This window comes from Flavobacterium sp. FlaQc-48, from assembly GCF_044007335.1.
Classification (GTDB): Bacteria; Bacteroidota; Bacteroidia; order Flavobacteriales; family Flavobacteriaceae; genus Flavobacterium.
Genome location: NZ_JBIPCR010000002.1, coordinates 339,478 through 363,287 on the forward strand (window position 1 = coordinate 339,478; position 23,810 = coordinate 363,287).

General features: G+C 36.0%; 19 protein-coding genes. 17 read left to right on the forward strand and 2 right to left on the reverse strand.

Features of this window, described 5'->3' with window-relative positions:
- Positions 1-245 precede the first annotated feature (245 nt).
- From ACHRWY_RS04600 to ACHRWY_RS04610, 3 genes are all read left to right on the forward strand, one after another.
- Positions 246-1,112, forward strand: a complete 867-nt coding sequence (locus ACHRWY_RS04600) for an AraC family transcriptional regulator (protein WP_395352967.1) — start codon at positions 246-248, stop codon at positions 1,110-1,112.
- Positions 1,113-1,451: 339 nt separating this feature from the next.
- Positions 1,452-1,874: a DUF417 family protein gene (locus ACHRWY_RS04605; RefSeq protein WP_395352969.1), complete on the forward strand. Its 423-nt coding sequence runs from the start codon at positions 1,452-1,454 to the stop codon at positions 1,872-1,874.
- Positions 1,875-2,312: 438 nt separating this feature from the next.
- On the forward strand, positions 2,313-2,504 hold the full coding sequence (locus tag ACHRWY_RS04610; protein ID WP_395352971.1) for a hypothetical protein: 192 nt from the start codon (positions 2,313-2,315) through the stop codon (positions 2,502-2,504).
- Between the two features lie 88 nt (positions 2,505-2,592).
- On the opposite strand, the gene ACHRWY_RS04615 is transcribed toward ACHRWY_RS04610, so the two are convergent.
- Both ACHRWY_RS04615 and ACHRWY_RS04620 read right to left on the reverse strand, forming a co-directional pair.
- A complete protein-coding gene (locus ACHRWY_RS04615) occupies positions 2,593-3,147 on the reverse strand; it encodes a hypothetical protein (protein WP_395352973.1) in 555 nt (184 codons plus the stop codon).
- Positions 3,148-3,447: 300 nt separating this feature from the next.
- Positions 3,448-3,867, reverse strand: coding sequence for a hypothetical protein (locus ACHRWY_RS04620; RefSeq protein WP_395352975.1), 420 nt, complete (start codon positions 3,865-3,867; stop codon positions 3,448-3,450).
- 808 nt (positions 3,868-4,675) lie between these two features.
- Between ACHRWY_RS04620 and ACHRWY_RS04625 the strand changes: the two genes are divergently transcribed.
- The 14 genes from ACHRWY_RS04625 (at position 4,676) to ACHRWY_RS04690 (ending at position 22,966) form a co-directional block, all read left to right on the forward strand.
- On the forward strand, positions 4,676-5,917 hold the full coding sequence (locus ACHRWY_RS04625) for a DUF6624 domain-containing protein (RefSeq protein ID WP_395352976.1): 1,242 nt from the start codon (positions 4,676-4,678) through the stop codon (positions 5,915-5,917).
- 398 nt (positions 5,918-6,315) lie between these two features.
- The gene (locus tag ACHRWY_RS04630) at positions 6,316-6,576 is read left to right on the forward strand and encodes a hypothetical protein (RefSeq protein WP_395352978.1); all 261 of its coding nucleotides are present in this window, start codon (positions 6,316-6,318) and stop codon (positions 6,574-6,576) included.
- A gap of 907 nt (positions 6,577-7,483) precedes the next feature.
- The gene (locus tag ACHRWY_RS04635; protein ID WP_395352980.1) at positions 7,484-10,237 is read left to right on the forward strand and encodes an outer membrane beta-barrel protein; all 2,754 of its coding nucleotides are present in this window, start codon (positions 7,484-7,486) and stop codon (positions 10,235-10,237) included.
- A gap of 713 nt (positions 10,238-10,950) precedes the next feature.
- The gene (locus tag ACHRWY_RS04640) at positions 10,951-11,955 is read left to right on the forward strand and encodes a hypothetical protein (protein ID WP_395352981.1); all 1,005 of its coding nucleotides are present in this window, start codon (positions 10,951-10,953) and stop codon (positions 11,953-11,955) included.
- Between the two features lie 86 nt (positions 11,956-12,041).
- Positions 12,042-12,491 (forward strand): hypothetical protein, encoded by a 450-nt coding sequence (locus ACHRWY_RS04645; RefSeq protein WP_395352983.1) that lies wholly within the window; start codon positions 12,042-12,044, stop codon positions 12,489-12,491.
- A 42-nt stretch (positions 12,492-12,533) separates the two neighbouring features.
- Positions 12,534-14,009 carry a M6 family metalloprotease domain-containing protein gene (locus ACHRWY_RS04650; RefSeq protein WP_395352985.1) on the forward strand — a complete coding sequence of 492 codons (1,476 nt, stop codon included), beginning with the start codon at positions 12,534-12,536 and terminating at the stop codon, positions 14,007-14,009.
- Between the two features lie 120 nt (positions 14,010-14,129).
- The gene (locus ACHRWY_RS04655; protein WP_395352987.1) at positions 14,130-14,465 is read left to right on the forward strand and encodes a hypothetical protein; all 336 of its coding nucleotides are present in this window, start codon (positions 14,130-14,132) and stop codon (positions 14,463-14,465) included.
- 154 nt (positions 14,466-14,619) lie between these two features.
- A complete protein-coding gene (locus tag ACHRWY_RS04660) occupies positions 14,620-15,933 on the forward strand; it encodes a spondin domain-containing protein (protein WP_395352989.1) in 1,314 nt (437 codons plus the stop codon).
- A gap of 281 nt (positions 15,934-16,214) precedes the next feature.
- On the forward strand, positions 16,215-17,078 hold the full coding sequence (locus ACHRWY_RS04665; protein ID WP_395352991.1) for a helix-turn-helix domain-containing protein: 864 nt from the start codon (positions 16,215-16,217) through the stop codon (positions 17,076-17,078).
- A gap of 226 nt (positions 17,079-17,304) precedes the next feature.
- Positions 17,305-17,565, forward strand: a complete 261-nt coding sequence (locus ACHRWY_RS04670; protein ID WP_395353217.1) for a hypothetical protein — start codon at positions 17,305-17,307, stop codon at positions 17,563-17,565.
- Between the two features lie 778 nt (positions 17,566-18,343).
- Complete coding sequence (locus ACHRWY_RS04675) at positions 18,344-19,051, forward strand: hypothetical protein (protein WP_395352993.1); 708 nt, start codon at positions 18,344-18,346, stop codon at positions 19,049-19,051.
- Positions 19,052-19,211: 160 nt separating this feature from the next.
- The gene (locus ACHRWY_RS04680; protein ID WP_395352995.1) at positions 19,212-19,868 is read left to right on the forward strand and encodes a hypothetical protein; all 657 of its coding nucleotides are present in this window, start codon (positions 19,212-19,214) and stop codon (positions 19,866-19,868) included.
- Positions 19,869-20,467: 599 nt separating this feature from the next.
- The gene (locus ACHRWY_RS04685) at positions 20,468-20,917 is read left to right on the forward strand and encodes a hypothetical protein (RefSeq protein ID WP_395352997.1); all 450 of its coding nucleotides are present in this window, start codon (positions 20,468-20,470) and stop codon (positions 20,915-20,917) included.
- A 279-nt stretch (positions 20,918-21,196) separates the two neighbouring features.
- Positions 21,197-22,966, forward strand: a complete 1,770-nt coding sequence (locus tag ACHRWY_RS04690) for a GDSL-type esterase/lipase family protein (RefSeq protein ID WP_395352999.1) — start codon at positions 21,197-21,199, stop codon at positions 22,964-22,966.
- Positions 22,967-23,810: the final 844 nt, after the last annotated feature.

A 23,810-nucleotide genomic window follows, 5' to 3' on the forward strand; every position in this document is an offset into this window, starting at 1 on the left:
AAGTTTAATTAAAGACCGTATTGAGCGCCTTTGCAAGGTTAAGATATCCATTATTAAATAGGGAATAAATTCTATTGTTATTAGTTTGTTGGTTCCTTTTAAACAAAGGAATTTTTTTAAATAGATTTATCCCAGGCAGCCATAAAAGGAGGTTTTAAGATTGTACCTCCTTTATGGTCTGTCTTTTTTACAAACAAACAAGGCTCAGTAGTTTGATTTTATTGGCATTTAATGCTCATTGAATTATGAAAATTGTAAAGACAAATATTTCCTGCTACACCAATGCACCACTTTCTGTATTTTCTCGCGAGGCAGCATTCTTTGAGTCCACTTTCCATTCGCATCCGGATTTTGAACTAGTATATGTCCAGGAGAGCTATGGAAAAAGAATTATAGGAACCGCAGTGGAATCCTTTGGACCCGGTGATATGGTTTTTCTCGGGGAGGATATTCCGCATGTTTGGCTCAATGACAGGATTTTCTACAAAGGAATCAGAAATCTTAAAGCTAAGTCCATAGTCATTTATTTTAGCAGAGATCTTTTTAGCACTTCTTTTTATGAGCTCAAAGAATTTGGGGAGATAAGAAAATTTCTTTCTCAGAGCGTAAAAGGTGTATCTATTGGCGGACAAACTAGAACACTCATTGCAATGAAAATGGAAAAACTCCTTAAAAAGAAAGGTTTTGAAGTTATTATGGGAGTCTTTGAAATTTTATTTCTTTTGTCAAAGAGTAAAGATTTGCGCTACCTTAATTATGATTCTTATCTGGCGCTTTCCAAGGATAATAAAAATGACCGTCTTGCCGTGGTTTTTCAATATGTAAAGACGCATTACAAAGAGAAAATATCCATTGAGCAGATTGCTGAAATTGCCAATATGACCCCTACATCTTTCTGTAGAATGTTCAAGGCAAAAACCCAAAAGCCTTTTGGGGAATATCTCCATGAAGTCAGGATTTCAAATGCCTGTAAGAGTTTAATTGAAACTGATTTAGATATTTCTGAAATTGCCTATCAGTGTGGTTATAAATCAGGTTCAAACTTCAATAAGCTCTTCAAAAGCCTAAAAAACACGACACCCAGGGAATACCGTAAAAAAGCTTTAGTTTAAATTTGGCACGCCTTATTCTTTATTATAATACACTTTGAAACAAGTAAATAGTATGGAGGCAATAATTTACGTGCTGTTTTTACTTGATTTTTCTGATGAGATCTTTTCAGTAAGTTTTATAAATAATAACGGCGTAGTAATTTTTACTATAAAAGTCGGATGAAAAGGTACTTGGTCCCCTCAGCAGGCTATAACATTTATGGTAGTTGACATTTGTTTGTAATGAATTTTTAAACAATGAACTTTAATTGAATAATTGTTCTTTTATGTCAAGTAACTGACAATATGTAACAAAAAGAGGCATTACTTTTGAATATTGTAAAATTAAAAACTGATATAATGATGAATTTAAATGAGATTGCGTACAGAATTGGAGTGTTAGGGACAGTAATTATTTTGATTTGGATAGGACTTTTTAAATTTACTGCCGTAGAAGCGAACGCTATTAAAGATTTAGTGGAAAACCATTGTGCAATGGGTTGGATGTACAAAGTAATGTCAGTACAGACAGTTTCTAATATTATAGGAACTTTTGAAGTTATAACTGGAGTAGGTTTACTGCTCTCTTTTTTTTATAAAAAAGTGGGAATGTATGCTAGTGTAGCATCAGGAATTATATTTGTGACAACTTTGAGTTTTTTGATTACTACACCAAAAGTTTTCAGGATGGTGGAAAATTTTCCGGTGACCGATTTTTTCATCCTAAAGGATATTCCGTTCTTGGCAATTTCGGTGATGGTCTACGCAAAAACTAGAAGATAAAAAAAGTTTTTTTATTTTTTTAATAAGGCATAGATAGCGAAATTGTACATTTTATTAATAGCTATCGTGGCCAATGGGGTATCATAATGCAGGATGAAGAAATAGCAGTAACGCGATCTTCATCAGTAATTTAGAGGTCTGATAAATTAAGAATAGTCTTTATTCTTGAGGTGCGTTGAAGATAATATTTAGTTTAAAGCAAAAATTGAAATTGATATCCCGGTGATTTGGCAGGCATCTACCCTGGCAAGGCCCGATGAAGTTGTCACGCCAGACTTTGTTATTTCCACTACCCAAAAAGATATCGCTTCATTTAATGATCCGCAGCTTTGCTTTGCGTTGCAATTTATTGCCAAAGAGTCCTTGGAATTACATCCGACTTTAAAAAGACAATAGAATTGGTACAGGCATTTACAGTGCTACTAGATGATTTAGAATATGAAAATTTATATAAAAGGAGTTACCGGTGCTGCATCATCAATATTGCCGGTAATTGGAGTAGGGAAGAGAGGAGGAATGCCTAGATTTGCCTGGACAAAACCAACACTTCCGGCATGGTATATTGCAATAGCAGAATCATTTTCAAACATGACCAGCCCAATCCTTTCTATTTGGTATCAAGGGGAATAAAACCGATGGGTAGTGTATGCAGATCATCTGGTTAAGATAACAAAAGACAGCAATATTGCTACCTGACTTGTTTACGTTGGGTGGTAATTTAATGTTCCTGGGTTTTTTTTATAAGCTCTTGTTGGGATTTTTCCGCTTCTTTTCTAAAATTGACTCCATTATTGTGAAATATAGTTTCAATATCAATATATTTCTTCTCTTTATTAACCTTTACCGTTTCGATGGATCCAACATTAGCAAGCAGTGTTTTGGGCTCTGTGGTTTCCATTTGATCAACATACACAGGATAATTTTGATATTGCTTATCAACCCCGTAAAGGTGAAATATCTGAGATAAGTTCTGAAATTTGACGCCTGGTTTTGCTGTTATGATCATAAACATATCAGCTTCAATTTGTCCATACCGCTTCTTAAACTCGGCTTTTGATGGCATATCCAGATTTGCGATGAGATTAGGGTCTAATATCAAAGCTCTGGATGTCTGATCTGGTGCATTTTTCAACTTGATGACAAAATAAATATTGAGCGTCTTTTTGATAAGGACAGTGTCTAGGGTGCCAGTCTGAGCTTTACAAATGTAACTGCAGCCTAGCAGTGCTGTTAAAAGCCAAAGGTGTTTTAAATAAATGATTATCTTTTTCATGTAAAATATTGATTGTTAGTTTATTATTGACATGGTCCATAATTCTCACAAAAGTGAGGGGGGGCAAATCCATGTTTTCTGTTGATGATTTTTTGATTATCAGTAAAAAAAAGGACGCAAATTGTTATTAAGAATGATAGTTGGTCTTAAAACAGAGGCTACCTTAAAGGGTCCGCCCGCAAAACAGCGTCCTGCCTGATGGGAAAATAAGCCATAGAAAAAATAGAGCCGGATAATTCAAAGGCATAATCGTTAATAGAAATGTGTTCATACTAATATCATCGATTATGGTTAACTGATTTAATTATTTGGGATCTCTGAAAGGGTAGGCAAAATATTTTTCGATTTCTCCAGACTTTCTTTCACTATCTTAAGGTAAGTTTTCCAGGAAATTATATTCTTAGGATCACTATAGGAACTTAAGGGATTTTCATAATTATAAAATGTACTTCTTTTGCTTAGTGTGACCGCGTCAGTTTTTAAAGCATTATCTATATAAGCTATTATTTCGCGCTTGTCTGCGTTGATTTTTTGGTAAGCCTGAGTGTATTTTATTTTAAACTCTGAGGCTTTATTTTTATTAAAGTGAAGTGCACGCTCATATTGATGCTTACTAGTTAAAAGGTTCATTAGTCCCTCTTTAGCAGTAAATGATTTTGACTGCGAATGTGAATCTATGAAGATGCAAATGACAAATAAAAAAAGAATTGTTGCTTTCATCGTTTAATATATAGTTGATTAACCAGAGTGTTTTTCTGTATAGCCCCAGAAACAGAATATTAAAAAACTCTTAACAAGCCTTTTAATGGGATGTCTTATGACGGAGTATTGTCTGGGATCAATGCTGTATTATTAATTCTGATACAGCATATCTCAGCAATTTTTAAATCCTTTATCACTTAAAAGGTATAGAAAAGCATTTTGAAGTTCATAAAGATATATTTTATTTTTAGATGATTATGGGTTTGTGTGATATATATAAGATTGCAACCGTTCCCACAATTGGGAACGGTTGCAATATGAAATTTTGTCAACTTTTTGTATTTATATTGAAGCGATTCTATACCTTAAGTGCGAAAAAATGCAACTGCAAATGCTTTGATCAATCGATAAAGTAAACCTTGTTTTTAGGTTATTAGCAATATTTACAAAATTTGATCGAGGTAACAAAGAACAAATAACCCATCAAAATTTCAATAGGTTATTCTAAATAGGGGGAAGCATTCAAATATCTAACCACTTTATTGAAGATTTTTTTGCAATTACCGGGTAATAATTTGTATTTCAGGTCTTATTTAATTGTCTTTTTATTTAGTTTTTATTGTAGTTCCTTTAACAGTAAATAAAACTTATAGTTTCGACAAGTAAAATTGTTAATGACCTAAAAAAGAAGCAAGGCGTAACTAAGTAACTACTATATATATAGACTGATCTTTACAACTTTTTTAACACGGCAATTTTTCATGGAATAGTTCTTGGGGCAATTATTTTAAAATCCTTTCCAATAAAACTTCAAATAATTCTTATAGTGGTGCTTATAACCGGATTTCGTCTTGAAGCCCAGGTCAACGTCAAATATGAAACACTGCTGGCAGAGGCCAATCTCTCTCACCTGCAAAAAAACTACGCTGACGCTGTCACCAAATTTGAGCAGGCGGCCGCAATGCATGAGCTGAATGCTCTGAACCTATACAAATTATCAGCTGCATACTCGTCCATAAATGATTTGGAAGCTGCCCTTAAAACTATCGGCAAGTCACTGGGTTCTGGATGTACAGAAGCCGACCTGCTTGTTATTGATGGAGATTTTGATAATTTAAGAAAGGCAATGCCTGAGAAATGGATAGAAATGGTCACAAGAGCCATAGATCTCGAAAAGGCATACCAGCAGACCCTCGGACCGCCCCAATTGCGCAAAAAGATAAACAGTATGACTTATGAAGACCAGAGAATCAGGCGGGCGCGTATCGTTACAAGTGATACAGCTGAGATACAAAAGCTGACCCGGGAAATTAATGCCTCGGACCTGAAAAACCTGACTGAGGCGAGAAAGATAATTGAAAGGTACGGCTGGCCGAAAAAATCGGAAATCGGAAAAGACGGCCAGAATAACCTTTGGCTCATAGTTCAGCACGCCGACCAGGACATCGAGCTGCAGAAATTGGCACTGCACCAAATGGAAAAGCTCTTAGAGACCCACGAAATCGACCTCGAGAATTTTGCTTTTTTATACGACCGGGTCCAATGCAACCTCAACTACAAGCAGTTGTACGGAACACAGGTTATATGGACCTCCAATGGTCAAGCAAGCGGATTCAGGCCCATCATAAAACAGAACAGGGTAAATGAAAGGCGAAGAAAACTGGGACTTCTTCCACTGGAAATCTATGGAGTGAATTACGGATTTCACTATAATGAAATTTCAAGGCGCAAGGCCTCACTAAATGACAGGTCAACACGTATTGAAACAAAAAAAATAATCGCGGCAGCCAAATCATCCTTCGAAAAAGGGGAGTTTGAAAAAGTATATGATTACTACAATTCCGCATCAATGATCTTGGGGGGGATGACTGATAAGCAAAATTATAAGGCAGCGGTAATCTTTGCCAGAATCTACAATAGGAATGCCCAGGAAAAATACAAGAGCATCTCCTTGGATTTTTTGACTTTATTAAAATTCATGGACAAGCTGAACATCCAAGAGATCTCCGAAGAGAAAGAATTTGATTCTTTCCACAGTGAGTGGCGCTGGATACAGATCTTAAAGTAGATTGGAGTTAATGAGTATATTTGGAATTCTTGCACCCGTTATTTTTTCACTTGGTGTATCTCTGTACATTTTCACCCTCCCTTAAGCAGGAATTTGATCTTAGCCGGGCTCCATGTATAAGTATGTTTAATCTATAGATTATTAGAATTCAGCACTGGAAAAAAAGCCTTTAGGGTATTATAGAGGGCACTGAAAAAGTCCTTTAAAAGTAAAAAGGTAATTTTACAAGTAAAATTGAGGCTCTGAGAATCGTCTGTACGAAAGTGTTCTCCATCACCTATCCGAATACATTAAAGAAAAAGAGGTTATTTTCAAATATGAAAACAACCTCTTCTGATAAATAGCTACTTTTTCAGTGCCCTCGTATTATAGCCCGAGAAAGTACCGGTAATAATGATATGGCAGAGAAAACTTTGCCTGATTATATGTCAGGGCTCTTAGTAAGGCTTGAGATCTGGATGAAAGAAAAGCGACCTTTTTTGGAACCTGAATTAACATTAAATAGCGGGCAGTTTTTGTTCCGGGGGCTACCTTATTCAAAAATTGAAATTGATATCCCGGTTATCTGGCAGGCATCGGCCCTGAGAAGACCCGATGAAGGTGTAATACCGGACTTTGTTTTTTATCACTACCCCAAAAGATATCGCTTTATTAAATGATCCGCTGCTTTGCATTGCAGTTTATCGCTAAAGAGTCCATTAAGTTAAGTACGTACAAAAAAAGAGTAATCATATTAAAGTTTATGTAAATGAAGATTATGATATCCTTTTATTTTGTCTACTCTAATAAAATTACGAAAACGTTTCCGTGAATTAAAAACGTTTTCAGAAACGTTTCCGTGAATACTTTTTGGATTTGTTAATAGAGAAAAAAAAAATCTACATAGTTTTACTGATCGGGGCAAGAAATTCTGAGAAGAAAAGTAGTTTATAATACTCAAACCTTACATGAAAAAAGTAGTACTCTAAAGTAAGAGTATATTTCAAGTTTAGCTTTGCATTAAGCTCTCGAGCTGCAAATATTATGAAAAGTAGCTTTAACGGAGATGCAAATGAAGAAAGGCAGAGTAGAAGTTGGCAGTCCTTGGTAAATGTTACAGGAATTATATTAAAATTAAAGTGCTGTTCATAGTTGAGAGGTCTGACAATACAGTTTATTGCATATTAACCAATAGATGACTCAGAAGATCGCCCAGTGATTTTGAATCAAGGCCATCACTAATAATAGCCAACCTTGATTATTGCATATTAACCAGAGCGGCTCAAAAAGCAGCATGGTTAAAGTTTATAAGAAACTTTCATTTTTTTAAATAGGGTAATTTGTTTCAATTGGAATTTTGTAGTGATAAAAGAGAGGGATTTCAAGCAGTTAGCATAGTACATACTGCAGTTGAAACAAGCCTCAATTTCAAAGGAAAGCTTACAACTAAGAAGGTATCAATCTTTAAATTTAAAGAGCTCTTAGATATTTTTTTGATTGTAAGGATATACTCTTTGAGTAAATTTTGAACTTACAATTAAACCTCTTTGCTCTATTTTATACTTACTATATCTAACCAACCAATTTATGACCAAAATTTATTATTTACTGATTTTTTCTCTTTTTTGTTGTTCGGCAAGTGCCCAGAATGACATTGTTATTAAGGGAACCGTTGTTGATATTAATACGCAGTTGCCTCTTGAGATGGCAACAGTTTATTTTGCAACCTTAAAAGATTCTACCGTAATTGAATATGCAACAACCGATAAAAACGGATCGTTTAGCATTAGAACTAAAAAATACGATAAACCTGTTTTTCTCAAGGTAAACTATGTGGGTTATCAACCCTATTTTGAGGAAGACAAAGAACTACTTGAGAGCAAAGACTTTGGTAAATTGTATTTACTCGAGACGGCAAATGCTTTAAGTGATGTGGTAATAAAAAGCCAGGCTCCGCCCATTGCTTTCAAAAAGGATACCTTGGAGTTTAATGCCGCCTCATATAAAGTGAGGCCGGATTCCAATGTAGAGACTTTGCTGAGACAATTGCCTGGCTTTGATGTAGCAGCAGATGGTAAGGTGACTGTAAACGGACACGAAGTCAATCAGATTTTAGTAAACGGAAAGCCCTTTTTTGATAAAGATGGTGCCATTGCCTTGAAGAACCTGCCTGCAGAAATTATTAAAAAAATTCAGGTTTCGGATTTTAAAACCAAAAAAGAAGAACTCTCCAAACAGGAATCGACTTCGGATTTTTCGAGTATTAATATTACAATTGACGAAAAGGAAAACAAAGGTTACTTTGGGAAACTTTTTGCAGGATATGGTTCTGATGATCGATATGAAAGCAGTCTTTTTTTGAATTATTTCAATAATAAACAACGGATAAGTGTTCTGGGATCATCCAACAATATCAATGCTACAACATTTGCCCACGATGAGGTATTTGATAATATGGCAGGCGGGAGAACAGGCAATGGAAGCAGCGGAAGCTCCCCAAGTGCTAAAGGTATCACGCAATCGAATTTAATTGGGCTCAATTATTCTAATGAATGGTCAGAGCCTTTGATGACAATGGGAAGTTATAATTTTTCCAATACCATCAATAACAATCAAAACAAAGTCGATCAGATTACCTTTTTGCCTACCGGAAATATTAACACTTCATCTAATTCCAAAACCAGAAATGAGAATACAGCAAATAATGTAAATTTTGAATTAGAATATAAAATGGATCCCACAACCCGATTGGTTGTTGTACCAAAACTAAATCAGACCCGTTCAAATAGTAATTCGACTTCCTCTAATTTTTCGCAGGATCAAAACGAGGAAGCTCTCAATGAAAGCACAGCTACATCATATTCAGAAAGTAATAATACTACTTTTGCAAACGCAATCAACTTCAATAAAACTTTCAAGAAAAAGTCCCGTAATTTGAGTGTTTTTTTTGACAATAACAACGTCAGTAAAAATGTTGAGTCTTTTAATCTTTCCCAGACCATTTTTTATCAGGATGCTAAGCCCAACGATGATAGAAATCAGAAGAGTGAAAACAAAAATACTACTGATAATTATTCCTTCGAAGTTGAATATACGGAGCCTATTACAGATTCTCTGCGAGTTCGGTTTGGCTCTGATTTTGACTGGAAAAGCGAAATGAAAGATGTGAAAACATACGATTTTGATGCTGGATCTCAATCGTATAGTACTCTAGATGAATTTCTGACCAATTATACTACTTCAAAACAAAATTCAGTGAGTCCTAAAGTTGGCATTACCTTACAAAAGAGTAAATATACGGTCAATTTAAATTCCAAAACAGCCATTTTAGGGTATGATAATCATTCGTTGTATCTGAACAATGCAACCGATTTAAATAAACGATATGCATTACCATACGGTGATTTTCAGTTCAGATATAATTTCAGGCGTGGAAAGAATTTATCATTCAAATACGATTATTCAAATGTGCTTCCTGCGGCGGTCCAATTAATGCCGGTTTTAAATTTAACTAATCCGTTAAATACCATAATAGGAAATCCTAATTTAAATCCGATAGAAAAAAACAGCGTTAATTTTAGTTTTAGGAATTACGATTTCCGTACTCGCTCAGGTTATAATTTGTACGGAAAAGCAGATTATTATAATAATAATGTGGTTTCGACTTCTATTTATGATGATAGCGGAAAAAGAAATACTACTTATGTCAATATTTCAGGAACTTACAGGACTTCAATTGGAGGAAACTGGAATCAGTCGATAAAAAGAGATGCCCATGTTTTGCGTTATGGTTTTGGATTAAACGGTAGTTACACTTTTGACAAAGGTTTTACAAACGCCATTATGTACAATGCAAAGTCTACGGCTCTAACGCCGAAAGTAAATTTGACTTACGAATATGGAGAACTTCTTATTATATCGCCATCTTATAATTTATCGTACAATCAGACCGAGTATGAAAATTCAACCAGGGCTCCCAATTCCAATGTAATACACAGAATCAATTTTCAAACAACAAATTACTGGCCTGAGAATCTAGTTTTCGGAAATGATTTTGGGTACACTTACAATTCCAGTATTTCAAGCAACTTCAAAAAAGATTTTTATTTATGGAATGCCAGTTTGTCCTACGCAATGTTTGATAAAAAAGTTTATGCAAAAGTGAAAGTGTATGATCTGCTGAATCAGAATCAAAGTGCTACCAGAACTATTTCGGCGACCGCTATTCGTGATGAAGAAAATACAGTACTTAAGCGTTATGTAATGTTCTCTGTAAATTACAAGATAGGAAACTTTGCCGGTGCAGAAAAAGCAAGGAAGAAAAGACAGATAATGGATTAGAGAATAATGCAAAAGTTTACAGTAGTAAAGGTTTAAGTTAAAGACGCACTTGTAGAGTGCACCCAAATCGTGTCTAACTTTTTTGGGGGCAGTTCACTGTGCGTCTTTTTTAGTCTCTCTGGTATCGTCTTTCCCCAGCAGTCTAAGTCGCTCTATCGACCGCCCTGACAGGAATTCTACGCAATAAGAACAATGGTCAAACTTGAGAGAGAATCTGAAATAAATCGTAAGTAAAAATGTATTTCTAACCTGCAGAAATCCAATGATAGACATAAACATAAAGAGATCTGAGCAGCAGAAAATGCAGTTGCAAAACAAATTGTTTGCGCATAATAATGTAAAAACAAATCTAAAAATAAATCGAAGAACAATTTTCTTTCGTTAAAGTCTAACAATTTTAGTTTGTGTTTTGGAAATCTACTTTGGGATTTGTGCTTTCCTGTAAGATTAATTCATTAAAAATACATGAATTAACGGAAACGTTTCCGCTAATTAAAAACGTTTTCAGAAACGTTTCCGTGAATATTTTCTGGATTTGTAAAGTGAGAAAAAAAATATCTATATAGTTTTACTTGATTGTTAATCAGTTTTAAAAACAGAAAATTAAATCTATTCTACTGTTATGGATTTTATTTCTCTGGATGTTTTTTTTTAGTGTCAGACCGTTTTAACTGAATGTTTTTTAATTTTTCTAATCCATAAACCAGATAAAAATGAAAACAACATTACTATCCATTGCAATTATTCTAGGGTCTTATTTTCAATCTCATGCGCAAAGCGCAGAATTTCAGGCAGCCCAAATTGCGGCCAATGCTTATGTGAGCAGTCATGGACTTGAGTATCAGCCCAAACGAAACGTTTTTACAGGACACAATGATAATGTAATCCATATTTTTATGTTCGAGGACGGGAATTTATTATTGGCAGGCTATCCAACAGTGGCAACAGAAAAAAGCAAGTTCCAGCTTCACTTATTTGTTCAAAATACCAATGCCTCCACTTTTTTATTAGAATATACAGGAAGTTATTCGCCCATTTTGAATATCCAGAATGGCAATAGCTCGCCGGCTCCTATGCCTGCCGCCGGAGCAGTGCCACCGCCTATTGTCATAAGTCAGTTAGACTTTGCCATATTGGGGCCATTTACCAATACCTTAGTTTTTACCCTAAAAGAAAGAGCGTCCCCAGGCGATTCCTATAACACACTGGTGTCAACAACCATTCAAATCTCTAAAACCTTCTACGCAAGTATAGGTTCGGGTATCGTATATACAAGCCTTAAAGATCCTTCCAATATCAGAAAGATTCCCCTTGGCGCCACAGATTCCACACTTGTTGCAGATAACACAAAAGGAAGAAGCTTACTCACCCTTATGGCGACCTTTTATCCCTGGGGCAGAAACAATTTAATGATGCCAGAGTGGAACCTTAAAGACAGGTTTGGGATTGTAGTTGGAACCACAATCGGATCAGACACTTCAAGCTTTAAGAATTTACTGCTGGGCGCGCAATATGATTTTTCAATTGGCGGTTCGTTTATCGCAGGTTTGCATTATGGGCAGCGCCAAAAAATAATAGGGGTAGATTACAAAGACTTCAAGTTTGGAGAAAGTAAGTTTGAAGGTGATCTTGAATCAAAAAAATACACCCAGGGAGATCTCGGGCTATTCTTTGGGGTGGCCATTGATAGCCGGATATTCAGTCAGATTTTCAAATAGATCAAAAGGCATATTGTCCTGGAAACTATTTCTGAATATTCCGGAGTAAAAAATATTTACAAACAGAAACCTTAAAACTAATGATTATGGCACGTGAAATTAAAAATCTTCCACTTACCGCACCAAATATGGTACCGCCGCAAACTCCTTCTGCCACCTCTTTTGATGATTTTAAGGACAGACTTGTCAAACTAATTCCATCTGAAATCGTAACGGCCTATGTAACGATCCAGGGTTTGGTAGCCGGGGCAACCCTTAATCAGGACGCTGAATTTGGCTACCTTAATAAGGGGTCCAATAACCTGTTGCTTTGGATTGTAGTTATTCTATTATTGATCATGACACCTGTCTACCTTTATTATGTTACCAACGTACGCAAATGGGGGCAGATCCTTTACACGACAATTGCTTTTTTTATATGGGTACTTGTAATTGGTGGGCCCATTAAGGAAATAATAGGGTATTCAGCGCAGTTCATAGGCTCGATCCTTTTGATTTTCTACACCTTATTTATCCCTGTCATTTATAAGGGCTAAGTAAAAAAGTAACACATTGTTTAAATCTTAATAATAAATTTTATGATTCTCAGCATACCCAAAATCGGTAATATAACTTGCAATAAAGCACTTTGCCGTGTTCCTCCCTCTCCTAATCTGCTCTTAGAACTATATGCCAGATGGAAAGGCTTAATTGAGAATGGAAAATTACCCAAAAACATAACTTTTGACCAATTTTTCAATGTATGGAGTTCGGGCAGAAGAGGCGAGAACCTCAAAGGATTGGATGACGGATGCAATCATAGCGCTGAGAAAGAGGCTCCACAGCTCATTGACAGGCCGCCACTTAAACTCAAAGGTACTATAGAGACCTTGGTGCTACTAGTGGACTTTCCTGATAAACCCCACTCTGAGCAAAGGGACGCCTCATTTTACCAGCAGATGCTCTTTGGGGATCTCAATACGTTCCCCGCCGGGAGTATGTCGGAATATTATCGAAGAATTAGTAATTATAATACTTCAAATGGATTGACAGGCATAGAGGTAAGTGGGAAAGTCTTCGGCTGGTTTAGACTACCCCACACTAGTGAATATTATGCAAGTTCTGCCTCGGGTATGGGAAATTATCCCAGAAATGCCCAGGGAATGGCAGAAGATGCTGTGAGGGAAGCCATTCATCAGGGAGTGGACTTTTCTGCCTATGATGCCTTAAATGAAGGCTCTGTAACGGCTCTTTTTATCATCCATGCGGGAAGAGGCGCCGAAGAAACCGGTAGCAGATATGATCTATGGAGTTTAAAATGGGTAGTTCCCCGTGAAATAAAAGTGGGTAAGGGGATAGTGGTAAATACTTTTTTAACGGTTCCCGAGGATTGTCAAATGGGGGTTTGCGCGCATGAATGGGGGCATTTGGCTGCCCGCTGGGCAGACTTTTACGACACCGGCAGTAATGTGAACAAGGTATCTAACGGATTGGGCAATTACTGTTTGATGGCTTCTGGCTCCTGGAATAATGGGGGGCTTACCCCGGGACTTCCAAACGGAATGCTCAGGATGTTTCACAATTGGATAGAGCCTATGGAGGTAACACAAACCACCCGCAATATAGTGATCAAACCGGCAGCTGAGGGGGGCAGTATTGTAATGATTAAAAACAATGCCACCATGCCAAGGCCTGAGCAGTACATTTTTATAGAATACAGGCGCAAGAGATTTCAGGATAGTTTTTTGCCCGATGAGGGCCTTGCAATTTACACCGTTGATGAGAGTATCGACAATGTAAATGATGAAAATAACCTGGCTATTGAACTCATACAGGCCGATAACAGAAGGGATTTAGCCAAGATTTTTGGCTTAGGAAACCGCGGAGATGCAGATGATCTGTTTCCCAGTAAAATAAATGGCCAGGTCAATAGAAAATTGACTAAGACTTCAAAGCCAGCATTGAATTTAGCGAACAATCTCTGGAGTGGTATAACCATCGAGGTAAAAGGAAATCCCGGAGATGATCAAATGGTAATCGATGTCACAATTGAGGCAGTGACCGGTATTTTATAAAGTACTTGTTAGGGCTCAGGCAATTCTATATTTTAGAATTTTCAGAGCCTTTACCAGAAAGGGAGGGGTTTAATTCACTCACAATGCCTGTTGTAGGTCCAGACCGTTAAAAGCAAAATTATGACAACAGAACAACACATAAATCTCGGACGACACACAGCCATAATTTCTTATCTGCTTGGGACAGGTATTTTCGGACTTTACTGCCTGACTTGTTCCTTCGGTCTACTTATTACAGGTTATGGTTTAATCCTTTTTACACGCCTTGTAAATCTTGGGGTATTAATTTCAATTATAGCGAAAGGCAGAGTTGAGAAATACAACAAAATAAAAGTATTTACAACTTGCGGGCTTATGCTTCTTAACATTCCTGTAATGCTTTTCTATTTTTGGGGTACTACAATTCTGCTCGAGATAGTGAAACTTTCTGTCAATAATGGTCTTCTTTTGGGATAATATCTATATTGAAAACAAGGGATGATCTGTTATTTTTACTTTGATTTGAAAAATATGTCTTTTTTGGAAATATCGTCATCACATCGGGAAATAGTGACATGGTTATTTAGAAGAGTCATAGTTAACTTTGGGTGAATAACTTTAAAAACTCTAAATGATGAATATAAATCGAACAAAATTGAATTGGTTATTAGTTGCCCTGGTGCCCTTTGTTATATTGTCTTGTGATGATAAGGATGATAAGACTGCCCAGGTTGAAACGCATTCCACCATAACAATAGAGAATGTACTGGATTCAAGGCCACTAGTAGAATCGGGCAGGTTTCAAAATAGTGGGGCCTCGCCAGTGGTTATGCCCGGGGAATCTGTATCTATTGAATTCTCAGCTGCTAAAGGGCAGGCTTTAAGTTTTGCAACGATGTACGGCTGGTCAAACGATCTTTTTTTTGCCCCGGAGAATCCAGGGATCAAATTATACATGGATAACGGAACACCAATTGAAGGGGATGTTTCGGTGCAAATCAAATTATGGGATAATGGAACACGCATCAATCAGGTACCTGGAGCGGGTGTCAGTCATCCCGGGGTGTCTGAAACAACTTTGCAGAATATTTCAGAAGTTTCAAGTGTCGATGCCCAGGGAAATAAGTATGCGCAGGCCTCAGCGATGATCAAGACAACACTTCTTTATCAGGGTAATTCAAAATTTACCCTCACCATTGAAAATACATCAGGTGGTACCTCAAATCCTACCCCGTTTAGTCCCGGGGTGTGGGCCATTTCTTATGTTGCAGCAGGAACCCTGTTAAACCCAAATCCCTTATATGAAAAAGGAAAGCCTACAGCCAATGGGCTGACCAATATTGCAGAGATGGGCGATAACAGCGTTTTAGGCGCATTTATAAGTGGACAGACAGGTATTTTTACACCATTATCCCCTGTGCTTGTTGTGGTCTACAACGGAATTGATAATCCTGTTTTTAAAACCGGTGAAAAAGACAGAGGTAATGGGTTAAAAGAATTGGCCCAGAAAGGCGATGCATCGGTACTGGCGGCTTATCTTAAAACAGTGCAGGGTGTTAAACAGGTATATGTTTTGCCAGCTGCCACAACAACGGTGCTTTTACCAAAAGTTGGAGCGCAGGCCGGTGGCAGTGTTTCTCAGGATCTAACTGTAAAACAAGGGGACAGGATTGCTATTGCGACAATGTACGGATTCTCGAACGATTGGTTTTTTGCCTCCAAAGATAATGGAGTGGATGCCATGCAAAGAGGGGATATTTCATCCTCGGTTGCTTTGTTTGATGATGGAACGGCCTTAAATCAGTTTCCCGGGGCAGGAATTACACAATTTAATCTGGCGGGAACTCCCCTTACCGAAAGTAATATTATAAATGAAGTGCCTAACCCCAATGCATTTACAACACTACCATCCATTTCCAATATCATTAAGGTAACCCTGCAATAATCAAGGTGACCTGGTTATTATTAAGGTACTTATCTTTAGTGAGGTAAGTACCTTTTTGTTACCGGATTGTCACAGTATAATATGGATGGATAAGCGTTGGAAAATAACGCATGGGCTTTTGCTATTTTACCCTTTTGAAGCAGAGTGAGGCTCGATAGATGTGGGGATGAAATAGCCGAAACTTTGTAAGTAAAGGCTCCCGAACTCTTGACAAGACTTCTTTTTACATCTAAAAAGCAAAAGTCTTAGCCTCAAAGCAACTAATAAATAGCTTAAAAATTATGATCTGGCAATACGAAGAAAAATCAACACTTGCCCTTTTTATCATGCACTTTAGCAACCCAGAGCTGGTAGGCAAAGGGCTCTACCCGGTGGCGTCTGCGCCTGTTAATACATTTGTGTATAATAGAGGTGAAGCGCAACTAGTTACAATTGATCAGGTGGTTTATACCATGCCAGCAGCCTCAGTATTGCCACTTGTTTCCAATCAACATTTCGCTTTTGAGCATCCCGAAAAACTTATTGCCTGGCAATTCAATCGTGAGTTTTATTGTATTGTAGAACATGACTCAGAAGTGGGCTGTGTTGGATTTCTCTTCTATGGAATTCAACATCCGATGTTTATCACACTTGACAAAGTGGAAAGGGAATCCATGGATCAATTAGAAAAAATATTTTCTGAGGAATGGAATTCAAAAGATAATTTTCAGGGAGAGATGTTGCGCACCTTGCTCAAACAACTTATCATCAGGACAACGCGCAAAGCAAAAAAGCAATGCGACAGTTACAATCAGTTTGAGGAAGAGACGATGAATATTGTGCGAAAATTTATGCTGATACTTGAAGGTAGTTTTAAAAAGGAACACAGCGTGCGTTTTTATGCAACGGCATTAAATAAATCTCCCAAGACGCTGAGCAATATTTTTGCTCTCTTAAAGCAACCGCCACCCTCAAAACTGATACAGAACCGGATTATATTAGAGGCTAAACGCTATGTTCATTATACCGGTAAATCAGCAAAAGAAATTGCTTTTGAGCTCAACTTTGAAAGCCCTGCCCACTTTAGCAGATTCTTCAAATTGTATTCTGGAACTACTATTTCAGAGTTTAGAAGAGCATACCAAAAAGCGCATTCAAAAAAGTAAAAATGGCAGGCCAGTCAAAATAGCTTTCGACAATTGGAGAGTTGTGCCACAATAGGCATGAAATAATTAAAATTAAACGCGCGGTGGTTTTTATAGAAAACAGGCTAATGCCAGTGGGAATTACCAGCGAAAAATATCCATTTATTTTATCGAATCTTTAGTTAGTTATCATTAAAAAATTTTATATTTGATTCTAAAAGTATCAATAGTATTTAAATTAATGGCAATGCAAAAGGGGATGAAGCTTAAGGTTCGAAAGCAGCTTGACGGCAAAGAGCAGTTGAATATTATTAAATTAAAAGGCAGTCTGATCTCAAAGGGCTATACAGAGATCATACATATTTTGGATCAGGATGATGAGTTTCATATCAATTCTTTTGATATTGAGAGCGCAGCGGGCAGTGAAGTGCGCGAATTTATAACGGCTTTTATTGCACGGGAGCAGCTTGAGGATAGTGTCTCTATTTTGGGTTTAGGGTCCGCTTAATTTTTAAGTAACCTGTAAAGAGAATTATAAAGAAAGCTTGCTTTTCAATGGAATGGGTGATTTTTGATTTTGGGTTTGGTATTATTTTTTGGGAGCTTTTCCCGCTATACGCTTCACCCGAGCGAAGCGAACTGGCAAAGCAATCGGGGCTAATTGGTACAGGCTATCACTGTTGTTATGCAGCAATCCAAAACATAGATTAAGCTCATGTATCAGGACGTTTTTTAAAAGTGCCTTTGTGGATTCTACGTTTTTTGCCACAAAACTAATTCAGTACGAAATCACCAAGAAATCTTCTGAGAATTTCTAGACTTTTGTAATATCAGTGTTTTTTGGGTAAATTTTGACTCTTACCCTGTCTAAACAATCGTACAATCTTCTTCAGTAATTGTTTATTAGTTTTACAGGCAATTATAGAATAGTACCAGATGGTAATTTACTAATACTATAATTTGAGTTTGATGGTAACGTTCCCACAAAATGGGAAGGTTACCAGTGTTTAAAGAAGGTTTAAAGTTTACCTAATTTCCTTATAATATTATACATTTGGCCAACAAAACCTGAATCAAGCTTTTAGTTGTGAGTAACTTAAAAGTGAGATCCAAAATTAAGAACGTTTTCAGAAACGTTTCAGTGAATAATTTTTGAATTTTTCATGTGAGAAAATTACATATATAGTTTTAGTTAGCCCGAACAAATAGATACTTACCAGATAGGGCCCCAATTTAGGATAAATAAGTCTGACATCGTTAGACATTTATAAAAGTTACCAGCAATTATGACACGACTACTTACAACGACAATATTACTTCTGACTTTTCAGTTTTGTTTTTCGCAAGACATTATCGGGACTTGGTATATGGTAAATAGAAGCGGACTAATTGAGTTTTCAATTACCAAAGACAGTATCAAAACCAGACAGCTTTTTAGCGATTTTACACCTAAAGGAAAACCTGCTGAATCAAATGGATATATAAAAACTGTAAAACTCAATGACAGGATTTTAGTAATCAGTAAATCACAAAAGGATTCACTAAAGTTTTCTGCAATGACTATTATTAACCTAACAGACAAAAAATATTTTCAAATGGCTTGGAATGTTAAGGACACTCTGACAAATGACATTGAAATTTTAATTCAATTACATAAAAATGACCACAGACAATTACTTGGTTACTTTGTATTCTCTGAACACTACGTTGATTCGCTAAAACAAATGAAACCAATTGACAGTCTATCATTACCCGAGTTTAAGAAATATCTGATAGTTTACCTGGACAAAATTAAAATCACTGCAGTAGACGCAATAAAGTACAACACAGGATATATGTCTGCCTTTACATATAACTTTCAATTAATATCGCAATCGCTTTACGACATTGGCTTCAATCCTTTACAAAATACTAAGACGACAGAGCTTGTTTACAGAAAATATTACGAAGACCCTGAAGTAAAAAAATTGATGGATGAAGCTAAACGAAAGTGAAATAATAATAATGCTGGTAAAAGCTACTGCATAGGATTTGGGCAATAGTCTTAATGGAAAGTCGGTTTTGTATTTGGAATGATCTGGCAAATCCGAAAAATGGGCTTAATTTAGTCCCAAAAACGCTGTAGTCCCAAAACTGTATAAGCAACGTTAGAAAATGCGTACAACAACATTTGTTATAATTTTAATATTAATTTGCCAACAAAGTATTGGGCAATCTACGCGTTCAAAAGTTTCTGATACAATTAGAACTGAAAAGAATTTAACAGAAACAGAAAGCACAGTTGTTAATATTTTTTTAGATGCCGAATTAAAAAAGGACAGCTATAAATACTACAAAGGATGTGAAATTTTCATAATTGAAGAAGCTTTAAAAACAACTAAATCTATTGATAATTATTTATATTCACTCGAAGAATGGAAAATTATGAATAAAGTTCTTAAAAGAACTGATTTAAAGAAAATGTATTTTTTAGACAGTTTACAAATAAAAGAGATAAAGCTTGGATTAGAAAAAGAACAAATTTATCATTGGAAAGTAACTGATTTTAAAAACATAAAAGTAAGTTTATACAAATCGGAAGAACTAAGCAAGTCTATCCGAACAGGAACATCTATTAACCTTCCAAAAAGATTAATAATATATTTTACAAAACCATTAATTATTAATAGAAATAATGCCTTAATAAGTTTTAGTATTGCAATCGGAGAAAGTGGTGTTTATAGTACTATAACTCATTTCACAGTATTGTTAAGAAAAGCCAATAACGAATGGAAAGATATTGGACATTATGAAGACGGAGTTTTTTATTGAAATTTTGTTTATAAAGAAAAATAAAATAGAGGCACTTATAATACCTACAACGGATTTGGGTAATTGGCTTAATTAAATGTTGGTTCTGTATTTGGGATTATTTGCTACGCCTGTTCGCCAAGCTCGGGTGGCAAATCTGGAAATAAATTTTAATTTAGTTACAAGTGTGTTTATTTACAGTAAGTTATACGATATTATAAAACCAATTTAGATATGAAAAACATTATTTTAATTATCATTTCAATCCTATTTGGACTGTGGACGTGCAAATCTATAGATACAAAAAAGAACTTTCTGCTTTTGATTTAAATTCAGACGGTTTTTTTACTGAAAATGAAATATCCGTGCAACAGAAAAAAGCAATGGAAAGAGTTTCAAATGATACAGCTAGAAATTTTGCTCCGTTTTTATTAATTCATGTATCAGCGCTGTTTGGATACATTGGTTATAGAATTAAAAAGCAAAGCAGCAAATAATTTGATCAAGATTTATAATTGAAGAAGAATTAAAACAATTGCAAGGGAAATTGTTTGTAACTAAATTGTAGTTCCAAATTCTGTAAAAGCAAAAAATAAACTGCAGAAAAAATAATCTGGCACGTGGAAAATATAAAAAAAAATAAAGTTTACACAGGAAATTATTTCACAACATTTAAAGCAATATTGCTTATGTTATTTTTTACTTTTGTCTGCTTCGATTTTATTCATGGTGCTATATCAGGCAGTGCCGCGGGCTGGGTCGGATTCCCTATTTTTTTTGTTTTATTTTCAGTTTTAACCTTCTCAATGAATTATTTTATTTTGACTGATAAAAAACTTATTGCTAAAAATCCTATCTGGTTTTGGAGAATGACTGAAATTGACTTTAGCTCAATTACTAGTGTATCTATTGTACAGCCTGCGAAATCTGCAATTTCGCTAGAGGTAAAAATGGAGAGATCAACAAAACTTATACCTGCAAGTAGTTTAAGAGACAATACTTGGAAAGAATTGAAAGCACATTTGATTAAAGAGAACGTTGTTTTATATGATAAAGTGGGCTTTGAGTAAATTGTTTTTTCTTGATGGTGTATCTTGATCAAAATTGAAAATAAGTGCAAATAGCAATGAAGAACTTTTAATTCTATATCTAATTGAAAAGGCTTTAATATATTGGAACTTAAATCCGGGAGGATTTTGTTTTTGACGGATTTCTGATTTTCGAAAACACCGTTTGCTATGATTTTGCCACAAAACTTTAATCTAGCCAGTATTGGTCAAAACCGGCTTAACTTTTTGTGGCAAAAAAGGTATCCACTGCATTATGAATGTATTACGAATTATCACCAAATGAAAAAAATACTTTTAATAAAGCTTCTGTTAAGTTTTAGTATTTGGAGCATGAATGCTCAAATTAAGGTTGCCTGTATTGGAAACAGCATTACATCTGGCGCCAGAGTTGAAAGCAGAGAAGTAAATTGTTACCCGGCTCAATTGCAAAATATGCTTGGGGGTAAGTTTGAAGTCAAAAATTTTGGAATAAGCGCCAGAACAATGCTTCGAAAGGGGGATCATCCATATTGGAATGATCAGACTTATAAGGATGCGCAAAATTATTTACCGGACATTGTGATCATCAAATTAGGTACCAATGATTCCAAACCAGAAAACTGGAAGTATAAAAGTGAATTTGAAAAAGACTATAAAGATTTTATTGACTCTTTCTCTCAACTTTCATCACACCCTAAAATTTATATCTGCAAGCCTGTTCCGGCTTTTTCTTCGGGTAATTTTGGTATAACAGACCAGGTTATTTCAGGTGAAATAATTCCATTAATCGAAAAAATAGCAAGGGAGCAAAACGTAGAGCTGATAGACCTTCATACACCATTTCTTGGTAAGGATTATTTGGTATCCGATAATATTCATCCAAATTCGGAGGGTGCAAAATTTTTGGCTAAGATTGTTTTTAAAGCCATTACCCGATTGCCTTGTTTTAAATATTATAATTACAGAAACGACTTCACTAATTCCAAAATTAAATTTGAAAAAGAAAAAACCGGAAGAGTAGCTTTTTTGGGGGGATCTATTACTTACAATGGCGGATGGCGCGACAGTATTTGCAAGTACTTAAAACAAAAATTTCCCAAAACAAAATTTGAATTTATTAATGCAGGAATTCCTTCGACAGGAAGTGTTCCGGGAGCTTTTAGATTTACAAATGATGTCTGGCCAAAAGGCAGAATTGATTTGCTTTTTGTAGAAGCCTCAGTTAATGATGGTCCGGATGGAAATAATACCGGTAGGGCTGCTATGATTCGTGGTATGGAAGGAATCATTCGTCACGCAAGGGAATTAAATCCCAGTATAGATATTGTATTGATGCACTTTGCAGATCCCAATAAAATAAAAATGTATAACGAAGGAAAGACACCAGAGGTAATACAACAATTTGAAAAAGTGGCAGAACACTATGGTATATCCTCTATAAATCTTGCCAAAGAAGTAGCAGAGAGAATAAATAACAATGAGTTTTCGTGGGAAAAAGATTTTATTAATCTGCATCCTTCCCCTTTTGGACAGGGAATTTACAGTAGGTCAATTATTGAATTTTTTAATACTGCCTGGAACAGAGAATTACCCCAAAACCCGAAAATCAATAAGCACGCTATACCTGAAAAGAAACTGGATTTATTTTCCTATTCAAGGGGAGCATATGTAGATATAAAACAGGCCAAGCTAACCAAAGGGTGGATATATCTAAAAAAATGGAAACCCTTAGATGTGGCAGGGCGTCAGGGATTTGAGAATGTTCCTGTATTGGAAGCAACGGAACCTGGTGCTGAATTGCAATTTACTTTTACAGGCACGGCAGCTGGGATATTTGTTGCCGCAGGGCCTGATGCCGGAATTATTGAAACAAGTGTTGATGGAAAACCATTTATAAAAACAGGTTTATTTACTAAATGGAGTACCGCCCTTCATTTGCCTTGGCTTTATGTTTTACAGGATGATTTAACGCAAGCAGAGCATAAATTGACCATTAAGGTATCTAATGAACACAACCTGAAAAGCAAAGGGAATGCCTGTAGGATAGTATATTTTGTTGTTAATAAATAATTACCCCTTAGCGACAAGTTGATTGTTATTTTTTTTAGTAGAATATAGTGATGATGCCGATAAACCTGCGGTTGGTTTTACTGGATTCTTGCCGTTGCAGGCGTACTTTAGTTCCTTGATGCTCTTTTCTAGGGGCTCTTTCCCGCTATAGGTTGTACATGAGCGCCAGCAAACTGGTGAAGCAATCTTTTGTGTCCAGGCTCGGGTCAATTGTATATATTATTTTTTAGGTTTGCTATTATTTTTCAGGAGCTTTTCCTGCTATGCGCTTCACCCGAGCGAAGCGAACTGGCGAAGCAATCTTTTGCGCCGAACACCGGCACAAAAGGATTTTAACTTCTATCGGGGCTCCCGAGAGCCCAATTTTGCAATGCAGACCAGCTATTCTAGCGCAATTGTGCAACTTCTGATCAATACTCAATTTTCGTTTTTATTTAAAAATAGTACAAGATAGTAATTTACTAATATTATAATTCTAGTTTGATGGTAACGTTCCCACAAATTGGTAACGTTCCCAGTATTTAAAGTAGGTTTAAAGTTTACCTAATTTCCTTACAATATTATACATTTGGCCAACAAAACCTGAATCAAGCTTTTAGTTATGAGCAACTTAAAGTTTTGAGCAGGCTGGTAATACTTAGCCCTTGATTATAAGCTTAGAGGGGCCTTCTAAGATTTCCGGAAGAGTGAAAACCAGGTTTTTAACTTGAATCTTTTTGATGCACAGCCGCCGTTTCAAATCAATGTGATTTCAGGCTGTATTGGCTGGATGCAGAAAGGTTGCGGCACAGTCAGGTACCTATAGGTAGCTATTTCACAATTATATTTAAAATTAGTATTAAGC